Genomic DNA, 24,762 nt, shown 5'->3' with positions numbered 1-24,762 from the left:
AACAATACCATGTTACCAACACCATGTTTGGAGTGATATTTTGAAAAAAATTCGGTACCTTGCTTTTGCTTTCTTTTTTCTATTGGTTGGTATCTGTCATGCAGAACAACGGAATATTGCAATTACCATTGATGACTTACCTCTTATTAGTACGTCTGATGAAGCGTTTGAAAAAATCGTTAATAGCCTTGTAAAACATCAAGTTCCGGCAATAGGTTTTATCATTGGCAATCGAATTAACAATGAAACCATCAAGCAATTTCAGGTATTTAAACAAAATGGATTTGAATTAGGAAACCATAGTTATTCTCATCTGAGATTAAAACGTGTTTCTTATGAAGAATACATCAACGATCTGAGTAAGGCAGAAACAGTGCTTGCACCATTTATGTCACAGCCAAAATATTTTCGTTATCCCTATCTTTCCGAAGGAAGATTTTGGAAAAAAAGTATTGTTCGTGACTATTTACGTAAAAATAATTACATTATTGCCCCAGTGACCATTGATAGCAGAGATTTCGAGTTTAACTCGAAATTATTAACGTTCATGAAGCAAAATCCAAATGCATCATTAACTGATTTTAAACAACGCTATCTTGAATATGTTTGGCAGCGCACATTAACTGCCGAAAAAGATACCCCTGGAAAGCAAATTTTACTCATCCATGCTAATTTACTGAATGGTTATTTTTTAGATGATTTGCTACACATGTTTGAAGAACATGGCTATCACTTTATTTCACTTGCTGAGGCATTAAAAACTTAATAAAGAGATAAAACAGCGCGAAATCTGGAAATATATTAGCCCAGGTTCACTGGGCGTCAACTTGCGATTGTAGTCCTGTTGAAGGGAACCCTGTAGTATGGTCACCTTTTAAAGGCTAGAGTTTTTAATATTCAATGCCAACATTAATAATTCATTCTACTCTAAATTGATGTCATTTCCGCGCTGGCGAAAATCCATCTCGCAAACAAAGTCATGAACAAGCTTGATGGATAGATTCTCGCCTGCGCGGGAATGACACGATACATGAGCAATTTGCTCATTAATGACTCTTAAACCATTCAAAAAAGAGTAACGATACCTCAGAAAGCGAAATCTGATTTTTCCTAATAAAGATTTCCCGGGTTATGGCTTACGCCTTCATTCAGGATACGAAGCTTTAACAAATTAGGAAATTTAACACCCTCTAATTACTTTGCAGCAACAGTTCTTTGGCATGAGAACGAGTTTGTTCTGTAATTTTCAATCCTCCCAACATGCGTGCAATTTCATCGATTTTTTCAGTAGATTGCAGTAGGGAGATATGGGTAAACGTCTCTTTATTATCACTTCGCTTTTCAACCATGAAATGGTTATGCGCTGCAGCAGCAACCTGAGGTTGGTGTGTCACACAAAATACTTGCAACCGCTCACCTAATTTACGAAGCATTTGCCCCACAAGAGCAGCTGTCGCGCCACCAATACCTACATCCACCTCATCGAACAATAAGGTAGGCGTTGTACCTTGCTGAGCAGTAATCATTTGAATGGACAAGCTAATTCGCGAAAGCTCACCACCTGATGCCACTTTACTTAGAGAATCAAGCTCCATACCCGGATTGGTGCACACCTTATATTCCACTTTATCCATTCCATGGGGTTGCATTTTTTCTAAGGGAGATAGTTCTATCTCCACCCGTCCCTTAGGCATGCCAAGCTTTTGTATACTGGCTGTGATTTCTTTTGCCAGTTTTTTTGCCTGTGCTTGTCGTATCTCTCTTAATTTAAATGCGGCTGTTTCATAAGTTGCAACCAATTGGCAATGCTGAGCTTTTAATTGCGCTAGTCTGCTTTCGCTGTCTTGCAGATGGTCTAGTTCGTTTTGCAAGTTTCGTCCATGCTCATGGAGTTGGCTGCTATCAATATGATATTTACGCGCAAGCTGGTGTATGACACTCATACGTGTTTCAATTTCATGCAATCGTTCTGGATCCAAATAAACACGTTCGGCGAATTGTTGCATTTCATCAATTGCTTCTTCGCATTGAATCAGTGCCCCATTGATCAACTCCGCAGTATTTTTGATCTGAGCTTGCTCCTGCGGTAATTGACTCAATAAGTGCAAAATCTGGTTTAAACTGGTACAAATATTGGGCTCATCTTCAGAATTTAATAATCCATGGATCTGCTGACTTTTTTGCAAATAATCTTTTGCATGATGCAACATTTGATGTTCTTGATATAAAGTTTCAATTTCATTTTCATGCAGATTCAACGCAGATAACTCATCAATTTGAAACTGCAATAATGCAATTTTATCTGCCTGTTGCTCCTGGCTTTGCAATGTTTCTATCTCTTGATGAATTTTATGACATTGTTTGTAGAGTTGCGCAACCTCTTCAAGTAACGCCTGGTTTTTGCCATATTGATCCAATTGTTGACGATGCGTTGCATGCTGCATCAGTGTTTGATGTTGATGCTGTCCGTGAATATGGACCAGTTTTTCGCTGAGTTCTTTTACTTTTTGTAACGGGAATGGTTGGCCATTAATATAGGATTTGGAGCGACCTTCGGCATAAATCACCCGTCGCAAATAAATTTCACCGTCATCGCAAGCAATATCATGTTCTGCAAGCCATTGCGCAGGCTCCGATCCTTGTCCCACAAAAAATCCAGCAGTGATATCACATTTTTCCTGGCCAGGCCGGATAACTGAAGCATCTGCCCGATCACCTAAAGCCAACATTAAAGCATCGATCATGATTGACTTGCCTGCCCCCGTTTCACCAGTAAAAGCAGTCATCCCTTGAGTAAAATCCAACTCTAGGTGTTGTACAATCGCAAACTGTTCAATGCACAAAGTGGTGAGCATGTTCTATCCTATCCCTGATGTTTAGATTCCCAACCAAGTTTTGATCGTAATGTATCATAATAATGATAATCAAGAGGATGCAACAGCCGTAATTGATGGCCATTTTTTTGAATAGCAACTTTTTGTCCGGGTTTGACCATTCTTGATTCATGTCCATCACAACTCACTCGCAAATCAGCTTCATTAAACTTACTGATATGCAGTTCAATTTTAGCTTCACCGTCGATCACCAATGGACGTGAGCTCAAGCTATGAGAAAACATAGGTACAAGAACAATCGCATTCAATTGTGGATGCATGATTGGCCCCCCTGCGGATAAAGCATAGGCAGTAGAGCCGGTGGGTGTCGATAAAATCATACCGTCAGAGCGATAATGACTCACCAGTTGCTTATTGACATGCACGGAAAACTCAATGAGATGTGTTTCTTTTCCGCGCCCCAATACTACATCATTAAGCGCATCTCCCTCAAAATAAATATGATTTTCATCATAAATTCGAGTATGTAAAAGAAAGCGCTTTTCTTCTTCATAATCACCTCTAAGAACAGCACCCAGTTGCTTTTCCAGTTCATGAGGCAAAATATCGGTAAGGAACCCCAGCCGCCCGCGGTTAATTCCAATTACCGGTGTATCCACTTTAATCGCCATCCGGGCAGCTGAAAGCAAACTTCCATCACCACCAACAACGATGATCAAATCATTTTTTTTACCCATATCGTCTCTGGCCAATATGGGAATGTTCGCATCAAAGCCTGAAGCTGTATCAATATCTTGATAAACTTGCACTTCTTGCTGTTCCAGAAAGTCAATCAAACGGTATAAACTTTCGTTTACCCCTTGATTGGCTCGGTGCTGGCGTGCATACAAGACAATTCGTTTAAATTTAACTTTATTCTTCAATGCTTGCTGTTCTTGATGCTTTTTTTCGTTCATGTTCTTTCAATGATTTTTTTCTTATTCGAATCGAATCAGGAGTTACTTCAACTAATTCATCATCATCAATAAATTCTAATGCCTGCTCCAACGTTAACTTGACAGCAGGAGTTAATATAATGTTTTCGTCTGTACCCGAAGCGCGCATATTAGTTAATTGCTTTTCTTTAGTCACATTCACAACTAAATCATTATCGCGAGCATGAATCCCAACGATCATCCCTTCATAACACACGGTTTGCGGCTCAACAAATAATCTACCTCGGTCTTGCAAGTTAAATAAAGCAAAACCGCGAGCCATTCCTTGACAATTGGCAATCAGCACCCCGTTAGCTCGCTTTCCTATGCGTCCTTTAATTGCCGGACCATAATGATCATAGACATGATACATTAAACCGGTACCTGAGGTAGATGACAAGAATTCATTGTGAAATCCAATCAGGCCGCGGGTAGGAATCATATAGTCAAGACGCACTCTTCCTTTGCCATCTGGAACCATATTTTGTAATTCACCACGACGCTCACCCAATTTTTCCATAATGGAACCTTGATGATTTTCTTCCACATCGACAGTCAGATGTTCATAAGGTTCTTGTTGCTCACCATCTACTTCACGAATAATCACTTCAGGTTTACTAATCGCTAATTCATAACCTTCACGACGCATCGTCTCAATAAGAATGGATAAGTGTAATTCACCACGACCAGACACGCGAAACTTGTCAGGATCGTCGCAGTCGTCAACCCGTAAAGCCACGTTATGTAATAATTCTGTTTCTAAACGTTCACGAATTCTTCTCGAGGTCACGAATTTTCCTTCCTGGCCTGCAAAAGGTGAATCATTCACCTGGAAGGTCATGCTAATTGTTGGCTCATCAACCGAAAGAACTGGCAAACCTTCAACCATATTGGGATCACAAATCGTATCGGAAATTTTAATGCCATCAATACCGGTAATCGCGATAATATTACCTGCACCGGCCTCTTCAACTTCAACGCGATCCAGTCCTTTAAAGCCTAATAATTGCAATAATCTGCCTGAACGAATATTGCCATCTTTATCAATAATCTTCACTGCGGATTTTGCTTTAATTTGTCCACGAGTGATACGGCCGATACCAATAGTCCCTACATAAGATGAATAATCTAAAGAACTGATTTGCATTTGGAAAGGGCCTTCCGCATCCACTTTAGGTGCTTCAACTTTATCGATAATGGTCTGTAATAAAGCGCTCATATCGGTCGCTTCATCTTCCAAATTTAACTTGGCATAACCGTTTAATGCAGATGCATAAACAACAGGGAAATCCAATTGCGCATCGGTTGCGCCCAAGTTATCAAAAAGATCGAATACTTGATCCATAACCCAATGAGGCCGTGCCCCAGGGCGATCGATTTTATTAATCACCACAATAGGATTTAATCCGCGAGCAAACGCTTTTTGCGTCACAAAACGTGTTTGTGGCATAGGCCCGTCAACTGCGTCCACCAGCAACAATACACTATCAACCATCGATAAAATACGCTCGACTTCCCCACCAAAATCAGCATGTCCTGGGGTATCAACAATATTAATTTGATGATTTTTCCAATACACACAAGTATTTTTGGCAAGAATGGTAATTCCTCGCTCTTTTTCTAAAGCATTGGAATCCATCACGCGCTCAACTTTGGGCGCTCTCTCATTTAATGTACCGGTTTGTTGCAGTAATTTATCTACTAACGTGGTTTTACCGTGGTCAACGTGGGCGATAATGGCAATATTGCGAATCTGATCAATCATAAATAACCTTTGAAGGAAAAAGCAGAGTATTTGTTCATAGATTTGACATTATACATCATTAAGCAGCTAAAACCTATCTGCTTCTCATATTTTATAGCATTACCCACTATGTTTTAGACAGGGTGCAAGTGAACGAGGCGAAGGAGTGTACCTAATTGTACATGACTGAAACCGAGTGAACTTGTAACGCCGTATTAAACTTAGTGGGTATTACTATGGTATAGCAAATTGAATTTGCTGTCTGGTGATTTGAAACATGGTGTACAAAGTACTGCTCAATAACTCGTTTTCTAGCCTACCAATTATTTTTTAACTGCTAAAATAAAAGAGAGGGGTAAAAAAATAGGGAGTAATTATGAAACAACTAATTTTACATCCCACTGACATTAGCCAATGGCATGCATTGGTTAATGAAGCTCAAGCTGCGACACAGCTTATGCTCACTGAAAATACTGAAAGTTATCTGGTATTTTTATTAATGCGTTTTTCTCAGGGACCTAAACTCATCGAATCCATTATCGCACTCGATTTTCTTGAGTCCATACATAGGCCGAAAACCCTGCAAATGGAATTACTACGCGATATAGGAGATAAAAGCTTACTCTGTTGCGGACTATTTCCGGGAATGGCAAAAAAGCGACACGTCAGTCTTGAGTATTTTTCTGAAATGGGACAAGCCGCTTATTTGACTATTGGTGAGTTAGAAGGAAAACATACGGCGGATCTATACACACAACTCAGCGAGCAATTTCTTAGATTGCAACAAGTATTACAAGCCATGCGTGGAGAGTGCGTACAGCTCATTCAATCGGATAAAGGAATCGTATCTTCTATAAAATTTATTTTACAATAAATAACGTTCTATAGCCTGGGTGAAGCGTAGCAGTATCTGGGGATGCAGAGGAACATTTTCTCAGTTATTGCTTTGCCTTCCCCCCAGATTATGCCATCTCATCCTTTATGAAATAACATCGTTACATCAATTGGATCAAACGTATACTTCGTATTGCAAAAATCACATCGAATCGCAACTTCCCCTTCTTCCTGTAACAATGCTTTTGCATCATCCTCGCCTAAAACAGTTAACACTTGTTTCATTTTCTCCAAACTGCAGCGACATTTGAATTGAGTTTTACGGCTATCAAATAACCTCAGTTCTGTTTCATGATAAAGGCGATAAAGCAATGTTTCATTATCTAAAGTAAGTAATTCATGTTCACTCACCGTTTGGCCTAAATGCACCGCATACTCCCAAAATTGCTCTCTTTGTACTGTATCTTGGCCAGGCATTAACTGCAGTAGCATTCCAGCCGCGGCATTATCATTCACGGCTAACCAAACTTGCGTGGATACCTGCTCGGATTGAGCAAAATAACTCATTAAATTTTCACTCATGGATGTCGACTGAATGGGAACCATACTTTGATATGAGTTTGTTTGATTATATTGGTTAATAGTAATTACCATCTGTCCTTCAAGAAAAGCTGCGGCATATTCTTCAGTTTCCAAATGTTCAATAAACTGGGCAAAAGCTCTCACATTAAACTCATGGTCACACTGAACCAATAATAAAGGTAGCCGATTATCCCCCTGAAATTGCAAATTTAAACTGCCCTGAAATTTAATACTGGATGCTAAAAGAAGACAAGAAACGATCGCTTCTCCCAACAAATTTTTAACCATTGGCGGATAATTCCGTTGGTTCATAATAGTTTGGTACGTATTTTCAATATGAACAATTTCACCACGAATATTGGCATGTTCAAAAATAAAACGCTGAAGGGTGTCGGATTCTTTCATAATGGACTCATATAAAATTACGGCAAACAGGACCTGCTTTACACCTCACCAGATTGAATCCCCTCTTTATTTTTGAGCATCGAAGCGAAGCATGCATACACAGTATGTGAGTATGGGAGCACAAAAAGTCGAGGGATGAGTCAAACTAGTAGATTGCAAGACCCTAAAGAAAATCTCGTGATTGTGCAAAGTATATCATAATTTTTTTGTAATTTTCCTGGAGAAAAAATGATTTTGAACTATGCTTTTAAAATCTCCCTCAGGAAAAATTAAAGGACTAATCATGATAGATAAAAACATTCTTACACCTTTATTCAAAACAATTGACAAAGTCGTTTTTGGTATCAAAGAACCAAATGAACCAGAAACTAAACCTGAATTTATTGAAATTGATACTGAAGAAGAATTTGATGTCGAACGTTCTATTAATTAGTAGTTGATTCACAATGCCTAAGCGGGCAATAATTGCGCTTTTTTGAGCGAGTCCCTTTAAGATGTTGAATAGCCAACAAATGGCAGCGGTACGTTATATAGACGGACCATTATTAGTTCTTGCTGGAGCTGGAAGCGGTAAAACACGAGTAATAACGCAAAAAATAGGCTATTTGATTAACACGTGCGGCTATGCCGCCAATACAGTATGTGCCGTAACATTTACGAACAAAACAGCCAACGAAATGCGTGCTCGGGTTGCCGCCGTTCTGCCGGCAGCTAATCGTCGAGGTTTAAAAATAGCAACATTCCATACTTTGGGATTAAGCATTCTCAAGCGTGATTATGCTTTATGCGAGCTGAAAAAAGGGTTTTCAATTTTTGACAGTGAAGATTGTTTACAAATTTTACGCAATTTCTTACCTGCAAATAAAGCAACTGAACGAGAATTTATTTTCCAAATCCAGCAGCACATTTCACGCTGGAAAAATGATCTTCTTACGCCAGAGCAAGTAATTAAAAACAGCTCAAATATGCCTTTTTATGAAGAAGCCGCACTATTATACCCACGTTATCAGCAAGCACTTAAGGCATACAATGCCGTTGACTTTGACGACTTAATTCGTATTCCTGTCAGCCTTTTAAATGAACATTCTTCCGTATTGGACTATTGGCAAAACAAAATTCGCCATTTATTGGTGGATGAATACCAAGACTCAAATACAAGCCAATATCTTTTGGTAAAAAAATTAACTGGAATTCAGGCTCGCTTCACGGTGGTAGGAGATGATGATCAGTCTATTTACGCCTGGCGAGGCGCTAAACCGGAAAATTTGAAGCAATTGCAGCAAGATTACCCTCAACTAAAAATAATAAAATTAGAGCAAAATTATCGCTCAACCAATATTATTCTAAATACGGCCAATCACCTTATCGCCAATAATCCGCATCTGTTTGAAAAAAAATTATGGAGTGAATTTGGTCATGGAGAACTCTTGCGAGTGATTCGTTGTAAAGATGAAAATGATGAAGCAGAACAGGTGGTGGCTGATTTAATAAGCCACAAACTACGCACCAGAACCCAATATGGTGACTATGCGATTTTATATCGCGGCAATCATCAGTCACGTGTATTTGAAAAAGTACTCCGTCATTATGGTATTCCTTATACTATTAGCGGAGGACAATCATGGTTCGCTAAAGCAGAAGTTAAAGATGTGTTTGCCTATTTAAAACTACTATGTAATGAGGCTGATGATGCTGCTTTTTTAAGGGTAATAAACACCCCCAAGCGTGGCATAGGCGAAGCCAGTCTTGACTCCCTAGGACACTATGCGCAAAGCCGCGGGATTAGTCTTTACGCTTCCGCAGACCATCTCGCGCTTAGTGAACATGTTGCAGAAAAACCTCGTGCGGCATTACTTGCTTTTAAATCATGGATAGAACAAACAAAAAAACGCTTAACCGTAGGCTCGATTGTAGAGCATTTAAAACAGATGGTTGAGGACAGCGGTTATGAAGCCCATATTTATGAACAATGCGATACTCCCGCAAAAGCACAAAAAAAGATGGACAATGTTTGGGAGTTATTAGAGTGGGTCGGGCGTTTATTAGCCAAAAAGCCCGAACAAACATTAGCAGAAGTTATTAATAAATTAATTTTGATCGATATTCTTGAGCAAGCAGATGAGCAGGATAACGAGTCCTTACAACTGATGACCTTACACGCATCCAAGGGCCTGGAGTTTCCTTATGTTTATCTGGTCGGCATGGAAGAAGAATTATTGCCACATCGAGTGAGTATTGATGAAGACCAAATTGAAGAAGAAAGACGCTTGGCGTATGTTGGGATTACTCGCGCCCAAAAAGGATTATGCTTTACCTTGGCCAAACAAAGACGACGTGGAGGTGAATTACAAGATTGTTTACCAAGCAGATTCCTGGATGAATTGCCGCCAGAACATTTGGAATGGTTTGGTAAAAACGTAGAACGTTCTGAGGAACAATCAAAAAACCTGGCTAAATCTCATTTAGCAGGATTAAAAAATTTGTTGGCTGAATCATAAATTAAACTCAAGTCTGGGTTTCGCGGCATCCGCCCAGGCTACATTAGAAGTACAACTATATGCATGATTGATGCCTGTTGCTATACTGAACTTATGAAGAAAAATATCATCTTGTTCATTATTTCTTTCGCCATGTTTATGGAAGCGGTTGATACCACCATTATTAATACCGCAATTCCAGTGATGGCACAGAGTTTAAATGTCAATCCCATTGACTTGAAATTAGCACTAATCAGTTATCTTTTGAGTTTAGCGATCTTTATCCCGATTAGCGGTTGGATTGCCGATAAATTTGGGATGAAAACTGTTTTTATCGTGGCCATCTCTGTATTCACCTTAAGTTCAATTTGGTGCGGGTTTACTAACAATTTAGGGCAATTAATTTGTGCGCGCATCATTCAGGGCTTGGGGGGGGCGCTAACTATACCTATTGGCAGGCTCATTATTTTACGAACTTGTGAACGACATGAATTAATCACCAAGATGAGTATCGTGGTGATGGTTGCCTCTTTGGGAATGATGCTTGGACCATTGCTAGGTGGAATTATTACCTATCGCTTTTCTTGGCGTTGGATCTTTTGGGTCAATATTCCTTTCGGAGTACTTGCTGTAATTTTATCAAGCAAATTATTACCTTCTATGCCCCCTCGCCCAGTTCCTCCGCTTGATAAACTGGGTTTTATTTTTTTCGGCAGTGGGTTAGCTACCTTAACTTTTGGTTTGTCCATGGTTAGTGAGTCAACTGCTTCAACCATAGAAATCCTTAGTACCTTCATGGTTGCCTTGCTTTTATTGGGTGGATATACCAAACACTCCCATAAAAGAAAACACCCTATTGTTAAAGTGGAGCTCTTGCGTACACGTACATTTTGTATTTCAGTTGTAGGGAATATATTAGCACGCCTAGGATTTGGCGGCGTCCCCTTTTTATTACCCTTGCTGTTACAAATTGGATTGGGCTATTCGCCTCGTCTATCAGGGTTGTTGCTCGCTCCAATTGCTTTAGGAGTTTTTTTAGTCAAACCTTTATCCTTCTCTATATTACGGTGGTTTGGTTATAAAAATTTATTAATTATAAATACAATCCTCGTAAGTATCTCTCTCTGGTCCTTTTTTTCCATCAATCAACATTCTTCCGTATACAGTATCGCATTTTTAACTTTTATGTATGGATTTCTCATTGCGCTACAGTACACAGGCATGAATTCTTTGGCCTATGCCAACATTACAGAAAACAATATGAGTGCCGCAACCAGTATTATGAGTACCATTCAACAATTGGCTCAAAGTTTTGGTGTTGCCGTATCAGCAATCTTACTTAGCATTTTCACTACCATGTATTCTGGGGGCCATGCGCTATCGGTTCAAATATTTCATGATACATTTCTAATGCTAGGGATTCTTACTTTTTTTTCAGGAATTATTTTTACTTTTCTAAAAAAAGAAGATGGTCTTGAGCTAATTCAGCTCCCTGAACATTGATCGCCTCTAATTTTTTAAAATACTTAAGTCACTTTGCTGCGTTATAGAAGTCCTTCACCCTCAGCTAAGACTTCCGGAATTAAGATACGATGATTTCATTTCTTACTACCCAATAAATAAGTAAATGCTTTCCAGTTCTAGAGGTGAAATTCCACTGACAAACATCAAAAGGCTAAAAGATTGTAAAGTATTAGAGTTTTTAATCAAAATACTCTATGATATGGAAGCGTTATTTTATGTTTTTGCATTAAATGTAAAAAAATTTAAAAATATTTAATAAAAAAACAGCACAATTAATAAAATAATGCTACAATGTCCTGGTAACAATTTAGGAAATTAACATGTCAGAAAAAATTCGTGGTACAGTAAAGTGGTTTAATGAGTCCAAAGGTTTCGGTTTTTTAGAAAGTGGCGGTAAAGATTATTTTGTGCATTTCAGTGCAATTCTAGGTACAGGGTTCAAAACTCTTGCTGAGGGTGCAACAGTAACGTTCAAACCAAGCAACGGACAAAAAGGTCCTCAAGCTGAAGAAGTTGAAGTAGTCTAATTCATTTCCTGAAACTTCCTATTCACTTAAATATGAGAGTATTTTAGAGGATAGGGAGTTTTTTATTTGTAAAATTAACATTCATAATGTCAAACTCATCCTCAATAATCAATCATCATCTACTTCGATTTTAAGCTATCAATCCAATTGCATAACCTCGATTTGCGCTGTCTCGATTTATCAATACTTAATTTTATTCATGTTGAATTAAATCATTGCAATTTACGTTTAACCAATATCGCGCACACCTCGACTTTTATAGAGCATCATCTTGCCAACAACAACGTAGATTACACTTAAAACGATCATTTACTGTTGCGATGGCTGTATGGACATTTTAATCAAAATCATGCCATCGACGTGGCTGGCATTATTAAAAACATAAACAATAATAAAATTGGAAACCCGAATCAGTGCTTAAGTGAATGAAAAATCTAACGAGGCTCACATAATCAGGACTTACGGAAAAACCCAAGGTCGAGGCAAAATTATGTTCATTAAAGAATGCAATAAGCCAGCCCTGAAGTTTTCCTGTTTAAAAAGAACTTAGGGTTGTTTTGGATAACCCATCCAGTATAACCTATATAGAGTCTTATAATACAAGGAACCGTATAAATGAGTAAAAAAATCGCAGTTATTGTAGGAAGCTTACGCAAAGAGTCCTACAATAGAAAAATGGCAAAAGTGCTTATTTCTCTAGCGCCTAAATCTCTAGACCTACACATTGTTGAAATTGGTGATTTGCCATTATACAACCAGGATCTTGATGACGACAATAGACCTCCTGCGGCTTGGGTTCAATTTCGTGAACAAATGAAAACATATCAGGGCGTGCTCTTTGTTACACCTGAATACAACCGTTCAGTTCCTGGGGTACTTAAAAATGCAGTTGATGTGGGCTCTCGCCCTTATGGCAAAAGTATTTGGAGCAAGCTTCCTGGCGCTGTGATAAGTGTTTCTCCTGGTGCTATTGGAGGATTTGGAGCAAACCATCATTTAAGACAATCATTTGTCTTTTTAGATATTCCAACGCTGCAACAACCCGAAACATACATAGGAATGGCAGGAGATTTGTTTGATGCGCAAGGAAATATTACAAAAGAAGACACTCAAAAATTCTTGCAAAAATTTATGGAAGCTTACGCCAATTGGGTTGAACTAAACCCCAAAGGGTAATCACAATAAAATACATTGTGCCTGGATACGGCATGAATTTTTTTGGCAGAGCGTTATCCCTGCCAACGTGTTACTATTCCTACATCAATATTAAAAAGGTCAAGTATTCGACCTACGCTGTGATTGATAATATCATCAATCGTTTCCGGATTGGTATAGAATGCAGGCGTTGCAGGACATATGATCGCCCCCTGTTGGGTCAGTGAAACCATATTTTGTAAATGCCCCAAATGCAAGGGAGATTCACGAGGCATGAGTACCAATCTCCTACGCTCTTTTAAGGTCACATCCGCTGCCCGACCTATAAGATTATCACCCGTTCCATGCGCAATTTCTGCCAAAGTTTTCATTGAACAGGGAGCAATGATCATTCCCATTGTCTGAAAAGAACCACTGGCTATACTTGCACCGACATCATTCCAGGAATGATAAACATCGGCCAGTGCTTTTACTTCGGCCAATGACAAGTTAGTTTCATATTTGCGTGTCAATTGAGCCGATTTACTAACTATTAAATGAGTTTCAATGGATGTAGTACGTAATAGCTCTAAAAGACGTATTCCATAAATCATGCCTGAGGCACCAGTAATTCCAACAATTATTCGCGGTGTGCTCATGAGTAGTTCCTCGTGATTGAATCCAATTAGGTTCTCAGACATAAAAATAGTATAATTATTTCACATAATAGATTACTTCACAAAGTAAAATAAGTGGAAAATACAGGCATAAAGAGGTACATTGCAGAGGCTCCCATTCTTTTTGGTGTATTTACTACAGATAACGAAGCAGGCATATAATCCATGACGAATAATTATGAACAGTTTGAGCAACGCAAACAAGATCACATCAAATTAGCCTTAATGCCTGAAAATCAAACCGCAGAACTCAGTACGTTCGAAAGCATCAATCTAATTCATGATGCTCTGCCTGATTTAAATTTTGATGAAATCAGTATTAAAAGCTCCCGATTTGGCCAAGTAGTAGAAAAACCCTTCCTCATTAGCTCTATGACTGCAGGTCATCGTCGAGCAAAGCACATCAATCATAATCTTATTGAAGCATGTGCATTGAATGGATGGGCAATGGGAGTTGGCTCACAAAGACGAGAGCTCACGGATCCCAAAGCAGCTTTTGAATGGCAAGATTTACGTCGTGACTTCCCTCAAGTCAACTTATACAGCAATCTAGGAATAGCACAATTAATCACAACATCGCTAAGTGAAATACAACGCTTAACCGATGCTTTGCAGGCTAATGGTTTAATTATTCACTGCAATCCCTTACAAGAGTGCATGCAACCTGAAGGAACAACAACCTATAAGGGAGGTTGGCAAGCCTTAGCTGATTTAGTTAAAAAGCTGCCTTTACCGATTATCGTTAAAGAAACTGGTTGTGGATTTTCTCGAGCAACGATGTCACGTTTAAATGATATTGGCATTGCCGCAATTGATGTAGGTGGTTTGGGAGGCACTCACTGGGGACGAATTGAAGGACATAGAGCAATCAATGACCCTATTCGCCAACAGGCAGCGATTACATTTCGCAACTGGGGAATTGATACGGTAACCGCTGTCAAACAAGCTGCAGCACTAAAACCCTCTTTCGAAATTTGGGGTTCAGGAGGCGTTACTAATGGCTTAAACGCCGCCAAGCTTTTTGCACTTGGAGCAACAACTGTTGGTTATGCAAGACCCCTGCTCGAAGCCGCATTGGAATCGTCTGAACATGTTAGCCTATGCATGCAGACAATTGAGTATGAATTAAAAGTGGCTATGTTTTGTACCGGAAGTCAGAACTTAAGTGATTTGCCCCAAAAATTGGGGTAATTCAAAGTGATTTATATTCTGATTACAATCCATATGCGATTAAACACATGGTCTTTATCAATATTCTTGAGCAATGCTTCATTGTCAGCTAGATAAGATAAAACATAACTCCAAACAAAAATCTTTTATTAGTTAAGCCTTGTAAGAAATAGTTCAAAATTTTATGATCTATTGACCCTTCTAAGTATAGGACTACTGGAGAGATTATTGTGCTGAAACGTATTTTCGATATTATCTTATCAGGTACATTATTAATAATGTTGATGCCTGTATTGATTATTGTTGCATTATTAATACGTTATTATTTAGGCTCACCGATCTTTTTTTATCAAAATCGCCCAGGATTACATGGCAAAACCTTCCGTCTGATTAAATTTAGAACAATGAAGGATTCATTTAATAAACACGGGGATTTATTACCTGATAAAGATCGCATCACTCGCCTGGGCCATGTTTTAAGAGCGTGTAGTTTGGATGAGTTACCCCAGTTATGGAATGTTTTTAAAGGTGAAATGAGCTTCGTAGGCCCTAGACCTCTATTAATCGAATACCTCTCCCTTTATAATAGCGAGCAAAAAAGACGGCATGATGTCAAACCTGGCATTACTGGTTTAGCTCAAGTTAATGGCCGAAACGCCCTAAATTGGGAAGGAAAGTTTGCATTAGACTTATGGTATGTGGATCATCAGTCTTTTTATTTGGATATTAAAATCTTAATGTTAACCATTAAAAAAGTGTTGATTCGAGAAGGAATTACAGGTCAAGGAAGTGTCACTAACGAAAAATTTACAGGTAATAATCCATGAAGTCTCTTGCTGTTATTGGTGCAGGTGGGCATGCAAAAGTTGTTGCTGATGCAGCACTCTGTTCTGGTTGGCAAAATATTGTTCTTTTTGATGACCGATGGCCAAATATTAACCAAGTTGGGGCGTGGAAGGTTAGTGGAACGACGCAATCCTTTCTGGAACAAGCATCTGAATTTGATGGCCTCGTTGTTGCAATTGGCAATAATTCTATTCGCATGGAAAAAATGACGTACTTTTTAAATGAAAAAATTCCATTAGCAACAATTATTCATCCCTCAGCAATAATAAGTCCTTCAGCTAAAATAGCCGAAGGCTCTGTTGTTTTTGCCAGAGCCGTATTAAATCCTGATTGCACAATTGGTGCAGGTACGATTATTAACACGGGTGCAATTATTGAGCATGACTGTACTATTGGGCACGCGGTACATATTTCTCCAGGAGTCAGTTTAGCAGGAAATGTAAGTGTAGGTAATTTAAGTTGGGTTGGTATTGGCTCTTGTGTACGTCAATGTATTAAAATTGGTGCCGAAGTGATGGTAGGAGCAGGTTCGGTTGTTGTTAATGACTTACCAGACTATTGTACCGCTTTTGGCGTACCCGCAAAAATTTATAAAAAAAATTCAAAGGATTAAATATGTTAAATACAGCATTTTCACCTTGGCCTAATTACTCTGAAGAAGAAGCAGAGCGAATACATCAAGTGCTGCTATCGAATAAGGTAAATTATTGGACTGGAAATGAATGCCGGGAATTTGAAAATGAATTTGCAGCGTGGGTAGGTACAAAATATGCCGTAGCATTAGCAAATGGCACTATTGCACTTGATGTCGCATTAAAAGCGATTGGAATAAAAGCAGGGGATGAAGTCATTGTGACCTCACGGACGTTCATCGCTTCTGCTTCATCTATAGTGACTTGCGGCGGCACTCCTGTATTTGCTGATGTCGATGAAAACAGTCAAAATATTACCGCCGAGACCATTCGCGCCGTGGTAACCCCTAATACTAAAGCAATAATCTGCGTTCATCTTGCTGGCTGGCCTTGTGATATGGATCCCATTCTAGCATTGGCAGAAGAATTAAATTTATATGTCATTGAAGATTGTGCCCAAGCCCATGGCGCTCAATACAAAGGTCGTTCAGTTGGCTCAATAGGTCATATAGGAGCCTGGTCATTCTGCCAGGATAAAATTATGACCACCGGAGGCGAAGGAGGCATGGTCACGACTAATGATGAACAACTCTGGTCGTCCATGTGGTCTTATAAGGATCATGGAAAATCCTGGGATGCCATATATAATGAACCCATTGAACCTGGTTTTCGTTGGCTACATCGAAGCTTTGGTATGAATGGAAGGATGATTGAAATTCAAGCCGTAATTGGCCGCATACAACTTAAAAAAATGCCCACTTGGCATCAACAACGACTAGGCAATCTAAAACAAATTTATGAAGTTGCCTCAACTTTAAAAGGCCTTAGAGTTCCCCAAATTCCTGATGAAATTGTGCATGCCGCTTACAAATGTTATGTATTTGTAGAAGAAAGCCAACTGGCAGCAGGCTGGGATCGTAATCGTATTTTAAAAGAAATTAATGATCGTGGCGTCCCTTGTTATCAAGGCTCCTGCTCTGAAGTATATTTAGAAAAAGCATTTGATAATACTGGCTGGCGTCCGCATAATAGACTTCCAGTTGCATCCAAACTTGGAGAAACCAGCTTGATGTTTTTAGTTCATCCAAGTTTATTAAAATCAGAAATTGATAAAACCTGCCAAGTTCTTACAGAAGTAATGCTTCAAGCAACCCAGGTGTAAGGTACATGAACGAATTAACTGAGACTATTGATATTAATATACCCACTCAAGAAATAAGAAACAGTCAATCTAAGCTTGCTGTTATTGACTTATTCGACTCAATAAAAAAGTGGAAGCTATGGACCTATCTAGGCTGGAATGACATAAAAATTCGTTATCGCGGATCAGTATTAGGTCCATTTTGGATCACGGCCAGTATGCTTGTTATTATTGTCGCCTTTTCAGTTGTGTACAGTCGATTGTTTCATCAATCAATAGCAGAATATGTCCCTTTTTTTACAACCGGTTACTTAGTGTGGGTCTTGATTTCAGCAGCACTGGCAGAGAGTTGTAATACATTTGTTGAAGCCTCCCTACTTATTAATGAAATCAAGTTGCCCTATATTTTATATGTATTCAGGTTGACTTGGCGTCATGTCATCATATTTTTTCATAATGCCTTAGTCTATGGTGCTGTTGCGCTTTATTTTCAAGTACCGCTCAATTGGGCAATCTTTTATGTAATTCCTGGTTTATTTCTAATTATTTTAAATTTAATTTCAGCAGGCTTAATCTTGTCGATATTAGGTACAAAATATCGTGATATTCCTCCCATCATTAATAGCTTAATTCAAGTGATGTTTTTTATTACTCCCATTTCTTGGAATGCAAATTTGCTGCCAAACTCTGCCATTATCATATTCAATCCATTAAATTATTTTATTGATCTAATTAGAATGCCTTTGTTAGGACAAGTTCCCGATCTGATGACATGGAATACCTGCATTTCAATAACGATAGTTTCATCGTGCATTTCATTCGTCCTGTTTGCACGATTTAGAAGAAATATTCCTTTTTGGATTTAATTACGGAGTGCGTTGTGTCTTACATTGTTTGTAAAAATCTTTCACTTACATATCCTGTTTATGATATTGATGCGCGTTCTTTAAAAAGAGGAATCGCCAATATCGCAACCGGTGGTCTTTTAAGTAATGGGAAAAGTGGCAAATTACAAGTACAGGCTTTAAATAATATCTCTCTGCACTTAAAAAATGGGGATCGTTTAGGATTAATAGGCCATAATGGCGCCGGAAAATCCACTTTACTTCGTGTTCTCTCTGGTGTTTATGAACCACTACAAGGAAATATATACATTAAGGGAAATATCGTTTCTTTAATTAATATCAGTGTAGGCATGCAGCCCACGCTTACGGGTTATGAAAACATCCGCATGCGAGGACTAATTCTTGGCTTATCAAACGGTCAAATAAAGAGCATTATCAAAAATGTTGAGGAATTTACAGAACTTGGTGATTTTCTTTCAATGCCTGTTAAAACCTACTCTAGTGGGATGATGATTCGCTTAGCATTTGGTTTATCTACTGCATTAGTTCCCGATATTCTTCTTGTAGATGAAGTAATTGGGGTAGGTGATGCAAGTTTTATTGAAAAAGCAAAAAACCGCATGAATGAATATGTAAATCAATCGAATATTATGGTGCTTGCATCTCATTCAAATGAAATCATCAAACAATTTTGCAATTGCGTACTTTGGCTAGAGCACGGGAGCGTAAAAATGTTTGGTGACGTTAATTCGGTGATGGATGTTTACGAAGGAAAAGTACAACCAGCTTAACTAAGTATCATTGCGTTTGGCGCCAGGAGCAAAAGTAACCTACTGATGTTCACTTTCCTCGTTTGGAAATTACAATATAAAAGTGCTTTTGAGGCTTTTCTAAGATTTTAACTTCCTATTTTTCTAGCCAAAAATCTTTCATTTTTTACACTCGCGAAAATTAGGAAAATCAATTATGTCCTACTGTTTTGAGAATGATAAAAAATTGCTATTCAAATTCAATAGAGTATGGTATTTATTATGCTGCTTAACAGAAAGCAGTAAAGTTGAAACTACTAAGTAAGCGATGAAACATTCGTAGATTCTGAGTTGTTTGTGATATAGATTTTGACAAAATTTAAATGGATTTTCATGACTGTTAATACTTTTTGCAATTTTAGAGCCCCTCCTGAAGCCATCAAAATGCTCCCTTTGGTTCAAACATTGGAAACATCAAGAGTTATTCAAAATATAATATGCATCATGGATCAATATCGACAATTTCTAGATCTGCAGTCGGCATTGTTTCAGTTAAATGGTAAGGAAATAAATTATGTTGGATGAAAATTCTAAGAAACTGCAGGCAATTAATCCCCAATATTTGCTTGTACATGACCAAACAGATACCAGTCAATCTATTGATTTTTTTGATTTATTATCAGTTCTGTTCAAAAAAAGAGCTTTTATAGCCGCTGTTACTGGCCTTTGCACTTTATGTGCTATATCGATTGCTTTTTTACTTCCGAAGACTTATGAGGCTAAATCAAATTTAATTGAGCCGTACCCAAATCAATTTCAAAAACTAATACTAAATGCTGATTTAAATGCACAGGGACCTGTTTTATTTAATAAATTTATCAAGCTATTATCGAAAAAAAGTAATATTATTTCTTTTTTACGCGAAAATAATTTAGTAATCCCTAAAGATCAAAAAGCCCAGCTATCTCAAGAGAAACTTTCTCACTTATTGAATGTTGCATCAAAACATTTCCAAATAGTTGTTATTAATCATTTTAAAGGCGATACAAAAGACAGCTTTAATGATAGTGGTAAAGAAGCTGAATTGATCACTTTTTTCCCTACACTTGATCTACAAGCTACTGCTAATAAAGCGTATCTGGCCTATACAAATCAAAAAGTGTTAAAAAATCTTATTTCAGCGCAACGAGAAATTATTCAAAGTAAAATAACCAAATTAACAGAACAAATACAGATACGTATCGCCACTGTTACTGCAAATCGGGGCAATGAAATCAAACAACTGATTGATAAACAGAACTTATCCATTGCACAATTAAACAACAGCATTGAGGCTCTCACGAAACGAGACCAACGCGATCGACAAATTCGCTTACAGGAATTAGATCAAGCGCTACAAGTCGCCCAACTTTTGGGAATTACATACCCCAACCAAGTTCAGAAAATAAAAAGTCAAAATATAGTGGTGGATGTAAATCAAAATCATAATGATCTTTATTTAAAAGGAACTACCTACCTCAAGAAAGAAATCGCTCTTCTGAAAGCAACCCCCCATACTTTAGCATATAATAAACAGATCTCTGCACTACAAGAAAAGCTCCACATTGTACAAAATGACAAAAAAATTATCGCGTTACGTGAGCGAAAAGATGATAGACCCTATACAAAAAATATCGAACAGTTACAACTTGAGCTTAAACGTCTAAAGACATTATCCTTCGATGTGAATGGAGTCACTCTGTTTGCAATGGACGGCCAGCCTTTGGTTGACTCCAAACCAATTAAACCTAAAAAGGGATTAATTATTGTATTAGGGTTAATTTTAGGGTTTCTATTGTCGTGTATGATTGTACTTTTCCAAGACGCAATGAACAAACGTAATAGCATGGTACTACAATCCTAGTTCATCGCAACGGCCAGCAAGTTAACCACTGTGATGCAGTAGTTAACTTGCAATAATCTCGCTCTATTAAGTATCAGGCATCATCTTAAATGGAATCTCACCCCTATCTACTAGGCATTATTGGGCCTAATCCTTAGATTTAAGGGAAATCTTTGCCGCCACTCGCCCAACAAGGGAATAAAATCGATAGAGCAACATCTTGGGGCGAGTAACCATAAGGGACCAAAATCGATAAAACAACATCTTGGAACGGATGATTATCTGTTTCCATGGGCGCCACCCCATATCCCATCGAGGAAGAAACCAAATATCTAAAATAAAAAAACGTAAGGAAACAAAAAATCCTAAGACACTGAGTAAAAGAAAACGATAAATCGTTTTATAAAATCGATAGCCGACAGGTGTTGTCTTTATGTAATGTTGATAAAGCTTATCTAAATCACTAACCGTGGAATTAAGAGTAAACTTCTCAAGCATGTAGGCACGCCCTGCTTCTCCAAGTTTCTTTGCTGCTTTAGGATCTCGCAACAAGCGTAAAACGCCCTCGGCTAAATCTGCAGGATCAGCAACATTGACTTGCACACCTGTTACTCCATCAATTACTGTATCTACTAAACCACCTACTCGGGTTACAACGGTAGGACACTCCATTAATAAAGCCTCGATTGTTCCACCGAGATTCTCATTGAGTGAGGCTTGTATCGATACATCCAGATCCCGATAAATGCGGGGGATATCCTGACGATGCCCTGTGAAAATCACACTATCTTGCAGCCCAAGCTCTGCAACCAAAGCCTGCATGGATTGCATTACTTCCTGCCCTGCGTCGCCCCAGCCACTGCCGATTAGAAGCAATTTTGCATTTGGAAACTCCTTAAGAATGGTCGGAGCTGCTCGAATTACATCCTCATGACCTTTAATTGCTTTTCCATGCAAAAATGGTGGAGTCCATCTATTTTTTCCCAATTTTGGATAAAAATAAGCAATCATCCCAATTAATGGCGTGCCTGCAGGCCATCCAAATTCCTCCCTCAAGCCTGCAGGAAGGGTATTCTCTGCATCAAAACGTCGTTCATCCGGGCTATAATAAATGACATGAAGTCGATGTTCTGGAACGCCCATTTTCAAATAAAGTTGTTTCGAATAATTGCAGGAAGGTATCACTGCCACATCCATCCAGCTGGTTGTTTTATCAATCCATTGTGGTGTATCTGCTTCAAGATGAAATGGGCCTGCAATCATTGAAAGACGAATCGGCACATCGGCAATCCAGCTCGCAATCCGACCAATAACCATAGATGGAAAAAGATGCGTTTGTATTACATCAAATCGCTTTTGGCGCAGTAACTTAACTAGCCTTAAGATCTTTTGCGGTAAAAAGAACAAGTCTGTCGGACGCATAAAATCGAAATCCGCAGTATAAACAGGAATATTTTCTGCTCTAAAACGATCAACTAAAGTTCCGGAAGTCCCACTTAATATAACTGAAACATCATACCGATAAGTATTTCTAAGCTCCCGTAATTGTTCAAAAGCCCATGTCCCTCCTTCTGTAGTTGAGAGTATGTAGCATATTTTTAGAGAAGACATTATAAATTTACCTTTTGTTCTTATAGCAAATGAACCCAATTATTGATTATAATCATCTCTTTTGCAAAAATTTTTAGCATTAACACACCTAATAATTACCCTCTAACTCACTGAACAGAAAGCCGTAGTAACGAATTCTATAAACGCTGCAGGCCAGAAGATAATCATTATATAATAATCGCTTTTTCCAGGAAAAGTTTTGCAATAAACCCTCATAATTTATCCACTTGATTTCATAAAAATTCTTTATCCAGAGATGGACTAAATTGAATCTCCAATCATGAATAAATTTGTTCTTTGAATTTGCATATGGGTATTGTAGAATCCGTACATTGGGGCAAAAGTTATATAGAAAAATAACTTATAGTTCTTATACGTTCTTACATGTAGGAATGGTTTAAACGAACTATTTACCCTACGAGGACTACTGTTGTTAATAAAAGGAGTTAACGTTGAAACAACAAATAAATCACGCCTCCTCTTATGAGGAAATAGATTCTCTTGGGCTATTACACTCCTTGTGGCAGCAAAAGTGGTTAATCATTATAAGCGTTCTGACGGCGAGCGCATATATCGCATTCACCAAGCCTGCATACGAAGTTCAAGCATGGATTTTACCTGCAGATACACCGAATATTGATACTTTTAATTATGAACGTGAGGTAAGGTTTAGTCATTTACCAAAACCATTTGGTATAGATACAACTTACAATATATTTCCCCACGATTTATTCGCAGAATCAACAAAATATAATTTAGCTCGTACGTTTATACCTCTTCTACAAAGCAAGTATGATTTTTATAAAAACGACATAGAAAATCTGGATAAATTTCAGCTGTTTTATCCGGATGGAGTGATTAAGCCATCTGATTTGTCTAAAAAGCTATGGTTTTAATTACTAGGCTAATTTTGGGGCCCTTGGGAGGCATCTTTATTGGGATGCTAAAACATTGGGCCAGGGAATAAAATTATAAAACTTAAAGAGTTCTTTATGTCATTTAATACCTTATCAATTTTTGGTACGCGCCCAGAGGCGATAAAAATGGCGCCCTTGATTCGCGAACTTCAGTGCATAGAAACAGTTTGTAGCAAAGTTTGTGTAACAGGACAGCATCAACAAATGCTTGACTCCGTACTGGATTTATTTGAAATAACCCCTGATTTTAACTTGCAGGTTATGGAAGTTAATCAAGATCTTAGCAGTTTAACTGCAAAAATATTACTTGGGTTGTCAGATATATTTAAAACATACAAACCTGATCTTATTCTGGTTCATGGTGATACGACAACAACTTTGGCCGCTTCTTTATCGGCCTATTATCACCGTATCCCTGTAGCTCATGTTGAGGCGGGCCTTAGATCTGGAAATATGAACTCACCTTGGCCGGAAGAAGCTAATCGCAAATTAGCAGGAGGATTGGCCTCAATGCATTTTGTACCAACAGAGCTAGCACGATTAAATCTTTTAAATGAAGGAGTTAATTCAGATAGTATTTATCTCACCGGGAATACTGTTGTAGATGCGTTATATTCCATTCTTGATAAAATTGAAATACAACCTGACGTTGTTCGTAAACTGCATGAAAAATATCCTTTTTTTGCGCCTGAAAAAAGAATGATTCTCGTAACTGGGCATAGACGAGAAAATTTTGGACAAGGCTTTCAAAATATTTGTTGTGCATTAAAAGAAATTGCCCAGCTTTTTCCCGATGTTGATATTGTCTATCCTGTTCATCTTAATCCTAATGTACAGAAACCGGTCAATGAATTGTTGGGGGCCATTAGTAATATTCATTTGATAGCGCCCATCGATTACTTACCTTTTGTATATTTTATGAAATCGGCTTACATAATCCTTACTGACTCAGGAGGGATTCAAGAAGAAGCTCCTTCTCTAGGCAAACCTGTTTTAGTGATGCGTGAAACTACAGAACGACCAGAAGCTGTTAATTCTGGGGTAGTAAAGCTTGTTGGCACTAATACCCAAGAAATAGTTGCGCATGTCAAAGAGCTTTTAATAAATACAGAAGCATATCAACGTATGAGCCAAGTAAAAAATCCTTATGGTGATGGCTTCGCTGCGGTACGCATTGGCCAAATTATTTATCAACTGTCAAATAAAAATGCTCTTGAAAATAAATTGAGCGACAAAGAAATATTTATAGATTAGGGA

Annotated in this window: 23 protein-coding genes; 17 read left to right on the top strand and 6 right to left on the bottom strand. The window is 38.2% G+C overall.

Features of this window, described 5'->3' with window-relative positions; all coding sequences use genetic code 11:
* Positions 1-40 precede the first annotated feature (40 nt).
* Complete coding sequence (locus ELY20_RS07475; RefSeq protein ID WP_110142002.1) at positions 41-766, top strand: polysaccharide deacetylase family protein; 726 nt, start codon at positions 41-43, stop codon at positions 764-766.
* Positions 767-1,190: 424 nt separating this feature from the next.
* Here ELY20_RS07475 and recN read toward each other — a convergent pair whose 3' ends face one another.
* From recN to typA, 3 genes are read right to left on the bottom strand one after another with little or no spacing between them, the layout of a single operon-like run.
* Positions 1,191-2,855: a DNA repair protein RecN gene (gene recN, locus ELY20_RS07470; RefSeq protein WP_110142001.1), complete on the bottom strand. Its 1,665-nt coding sequence runs from the start codon at positions 2,853-2,855 to the stop codon at positions 1,191-1,193.
* Positions 2,856-2,863: 8 nt separating this feature from the next.
* Positions 2,864-3,790 carry an NAD(+) kinase gene (locus tag ELY20_RS07465; protein ID WP_110142000.1) on the bottom strand — a complete coding sequence of 309 codons (927 nt, stop codon included), beginning with the start codon at positions 3,788-3,790 and terminating at the stop codon, positions 2,864-2,866.
* Positions 3,747-5,573, bottom strand: a complete 1,827-nt coding sequence (typA, locus tag ELY20_RS07460; protein ID WP_110141999.1) for a translational GTPase TypA — start codon at positions 5,571-5,573, stop codon at positions 3,747-3,749. Before typA ends, ELY20_RS07465 begins: the two co-directional genes overlap by 44 nt.
* A gap of 355 nt (positions 5,574-5,928) precedes the next feature.
* Here typA and ELY20_RS07455 point away from each other — a divergent pair, with 355 nt between their 5' ends.
* Positions 5,929-6,426 carry a hypothetical protein gene (locus ELY20_RS07455; protein WP_110141998.1) on the top strand — a complete coding sequence of 166 codons (498 nt, stop codon included), beginning with the start codon at positions 5,929-5,931 and terminating at the stop codon, positions 6,424-6,426.
* Positions 6,427-6,524: 98 nt separating this feature from the next.
* Here ELY20_RS07455 and hslO read toward each other — a convergent pair whose 3' ends face one another.
* Positions 6,525-7,373 (bottom strand): Hsp33 family molecular chaperone HslO, encoded by an 849-nt coding sequence (hslO, locus tag ELY20_RS07450; RefSeq protein ID WP_110141997.1) that lies wholly within the window; start codon positions 7,371-7,373, stop codon positions 6,525-6,527.
* A gap of 283 nt (positions 7,374-7,656) precedes the next feature.
* Between hslO and ELY20_RS16890 the strand changes: the two genes are divergently transcribed.
* The 5 genes from ELY20_RS16890 (at position 7,657) to ELY20_RS07430 (ending at position 13,077) form a co-directional block, all read left to right on the top strand.
* Positions 7,657-7,806 (top strand): hypothetical protein, encoded by a 150-nt coding sequence (locus ELY20_RS16890; protein WP_165831582.1) that lies wholly within the window; start codon positions 7,657-7,659, stop codon positions 7,804-7,806.
* A 61-nt stretch (positions 7,807-7,867) separates the two neighbouring features.
* Complete coding sequence (locus ELY20_RS07445; protein ID WP_110141995.1) at positions 7,868-9,871, top strand: UvrD-helicase domain-containing protein; 2,004 nt, start codon at positions 7,868-7,870, stop codon at positions 9,869-9,871.
* Between the two features lie 93 nt (positions 9,872-9,964).
* A complete protein-coding gene (locus tag ELY20_RS07440) occupies positions 9,965-11,353 on the top strand; it encodes a DHA2 family efflux MFS transporter permease subunit (protein WP_110142059.1) in 1,389 nt (462 codons plus the stop codon).
* Between the two features lie 341 nt (positions 11,354-11,694).
* The gene (locus ELY20_RS07435) at positions 11,695-11,901 is read left to right on the top strand and encodes a cold-shock protein (RefSeq protein ID WP_058467466.1); all 207 of its coding nucleotides are present in this window, start codon (positions 11,695-11,697) and stop codon (positions 11,899-11,901) included.
* 615 nt (positions 11,902-12,516) lie between these two features.
* Positions 12,517-13,077: an NADPH-dependent FMN reductase gene (locus tag ELY20_RS07430; protein WP_110141994.1), complete on the top strand. Its 561-nt coding sequence runs from the start codon at positions 12,517-12,519 to the stop codon at positions 13,075-13,077.
* 53 nt (positions 13,078-13,130) lie between these two features.
* On the opposite strand, the gene ELY20_RS07425 is transcribed toward ELY20_RS07430, so the two are convergent.
* Entirely contained in the window at positions 13,131-13,694 is a 564-nt protein-coding gene (locus tag ELY20_RS07425; RefSeq protein ID WP_110141993.1) for a UbiX family flavin prenyltransferase, read from the bottom strand.
* Between the two features lie 183 nt (positions 13,695-13,877).
* On the opposite strand from ELY20_RS07425, the gene fni reads away from it, so the two are divergent.
* The 8 genes from fni (at position 13,878) to ELY20_RS07385 (ending at position 20,998) form a co-directional block, all read left to right on the top strand.
* Positions 13,878-14,903: a type 2 isopentenyl-diphosphate Delta-isomerase gene (gene fni / locus ELY20_RS07420; RefSeq protein WP_110141992.1), complete on the top strand. Its 1,026-nt coding sequence runs from the start codon at positions 13,878-13,880 to the stop codon at positions 14,901-14,903.
* Positions 14,904-15,112: 209 nt separating this feature from the next.
* Positions 15,113-15,709, top strand: a complete 597-nt coding sequence (locus ELY20_RS07415) for a sugar transferase (RefSeq protein WP_276309314.1) — start codon at positions 15,113-15,115, stop codon at positions 15,707-15,709.
* A complete protein-coding gene (locus tag ELY20_RS07410) occupies positions 15,706-16,341 on the top strand; it encodes an acetyltransferase (protein WP_110141991.1) in 636 nt (211 codons plus the stop codon). The genes ELY20_RS07415 and ELY20_RS07410 overlap by 4 nt, the downstream gene beginning before the upstream one ends.
* 2 nt (positions 16,342-16,343) lie before the next feature.
* Complete coding sequence (locus ELY20_RS07405) at positions 16,344-17,522, top strand: DegT/DnrJ/EryC1/StrS family aminotransferase (RefSeq protein ID WP_110141990.1); 1,179 nt, start codon at positions 16,344-16,346, stop codon at positions 17,520-17,522.
* Positions 17,523-17,527: 5 nt separating this feature from the next.
* Positions 17,528-18,367: an ABC transporter permease gene (locus ELY20_RS07400; RefSeq protein WP_110141989.1), complete on the top strand. Its 840-nt coding sequence runs from the start codon at positions 17,528-17,530 to the stop codon at positions 18,365-18,367.
* 14 nt (positions 18,368-18,381) lie between these two features.
* On the top strand, positions 18,382-19,137 hold the full coding sequence (locus ELY20_RS07395; RefSeq protein ID WP_110141988.1) for an ABC transporter ATP-binding protein: 756 nt from the start codon (positions 18,382-18,384) through the stop codon (positions 19,135-19,137).
* 351 nt (positions 19,138-19,488) lie between these two features.
* Entirely contained in the window at positions 19,489-19,680 is a 192-nt protein-coding gene (locus tag ELY20_RS07390) for a hypothetical protein (protein WP_110141987.1), read from the top strand.
* Complete coding sequence (locus tag ELY20_RS07385; RefSeq protein ID WP_110141986.1) at positions 19,670-20,998, top strand: Wzz/FepE/Etk N-terminal domain-containing protein; 1,329 nt, start codon at positions 19,670-19,672, stop codon at positions 20,996-20,998. Before ELY20_RS07390 ends, ELY20_RS07385 begins: the two co-directional genes overlap by 11 nt.
* Before the next feature lie 126 nt (positions 20,999-21,124).
* On the opposite strand, the gene ELY20_RS07380 is transcribed toward ELY20_RS07385, so the two are convergent.
* A complete protein-coding gene (locus ELY20_RS07380) occupies positions 21,125-22,588 on the bottom strand; it encodes a glycosyltransferase family 4 protein (RefSeq protein ID WP_110141985.1) in 1,464 nt (487 codons plus the stop codon).
* A gap of 452 nt (positions 22,589-23,040) precedes the next feature.
* Between ELY20_RS07380 and ELY20_RS07375 the strand changes: the two genes are divergently transcribed.
* Positions 23,041-23,484, top strand: a complete 444-nt coding sequence (locus ELY20_RS07375) for a Wzz/FepE/Etk N-terminal domain-containing protein (protein WP_110141984.1) — start codon at positions 23,041-23,043, stop codon at positions 23,482-23,484.
* Between the two features lie 96 nt (positions 23,485-23,580).
* A complete protein-coding gene (gene wecB, locus ELY20_RS07370) occupies positions 23,581-24,759 on the top strand; it encodes a non-hydrolyzing UDP-N-acetylglucosamine 2-epimerase (protein WP_110141983.1) in 1,179 nt (392 codons plus the stop codon).
* Positions 24,760-24,762: the final 3 nt, after the last annotated feature.

It is taken from the genome of Legionella qingyii (genome assembly GCF_003990155.1).
GTDB lineage: Bacteria > Pseudomonadota > Gammaproteobacteria > Legionellales > Legionellaceae > Legionella > Legionella qingyii.
Note: the sequence above shows the minus strand (reverse complement) of the source record. Positions and strands in the feature narration are given on the sequence as shown.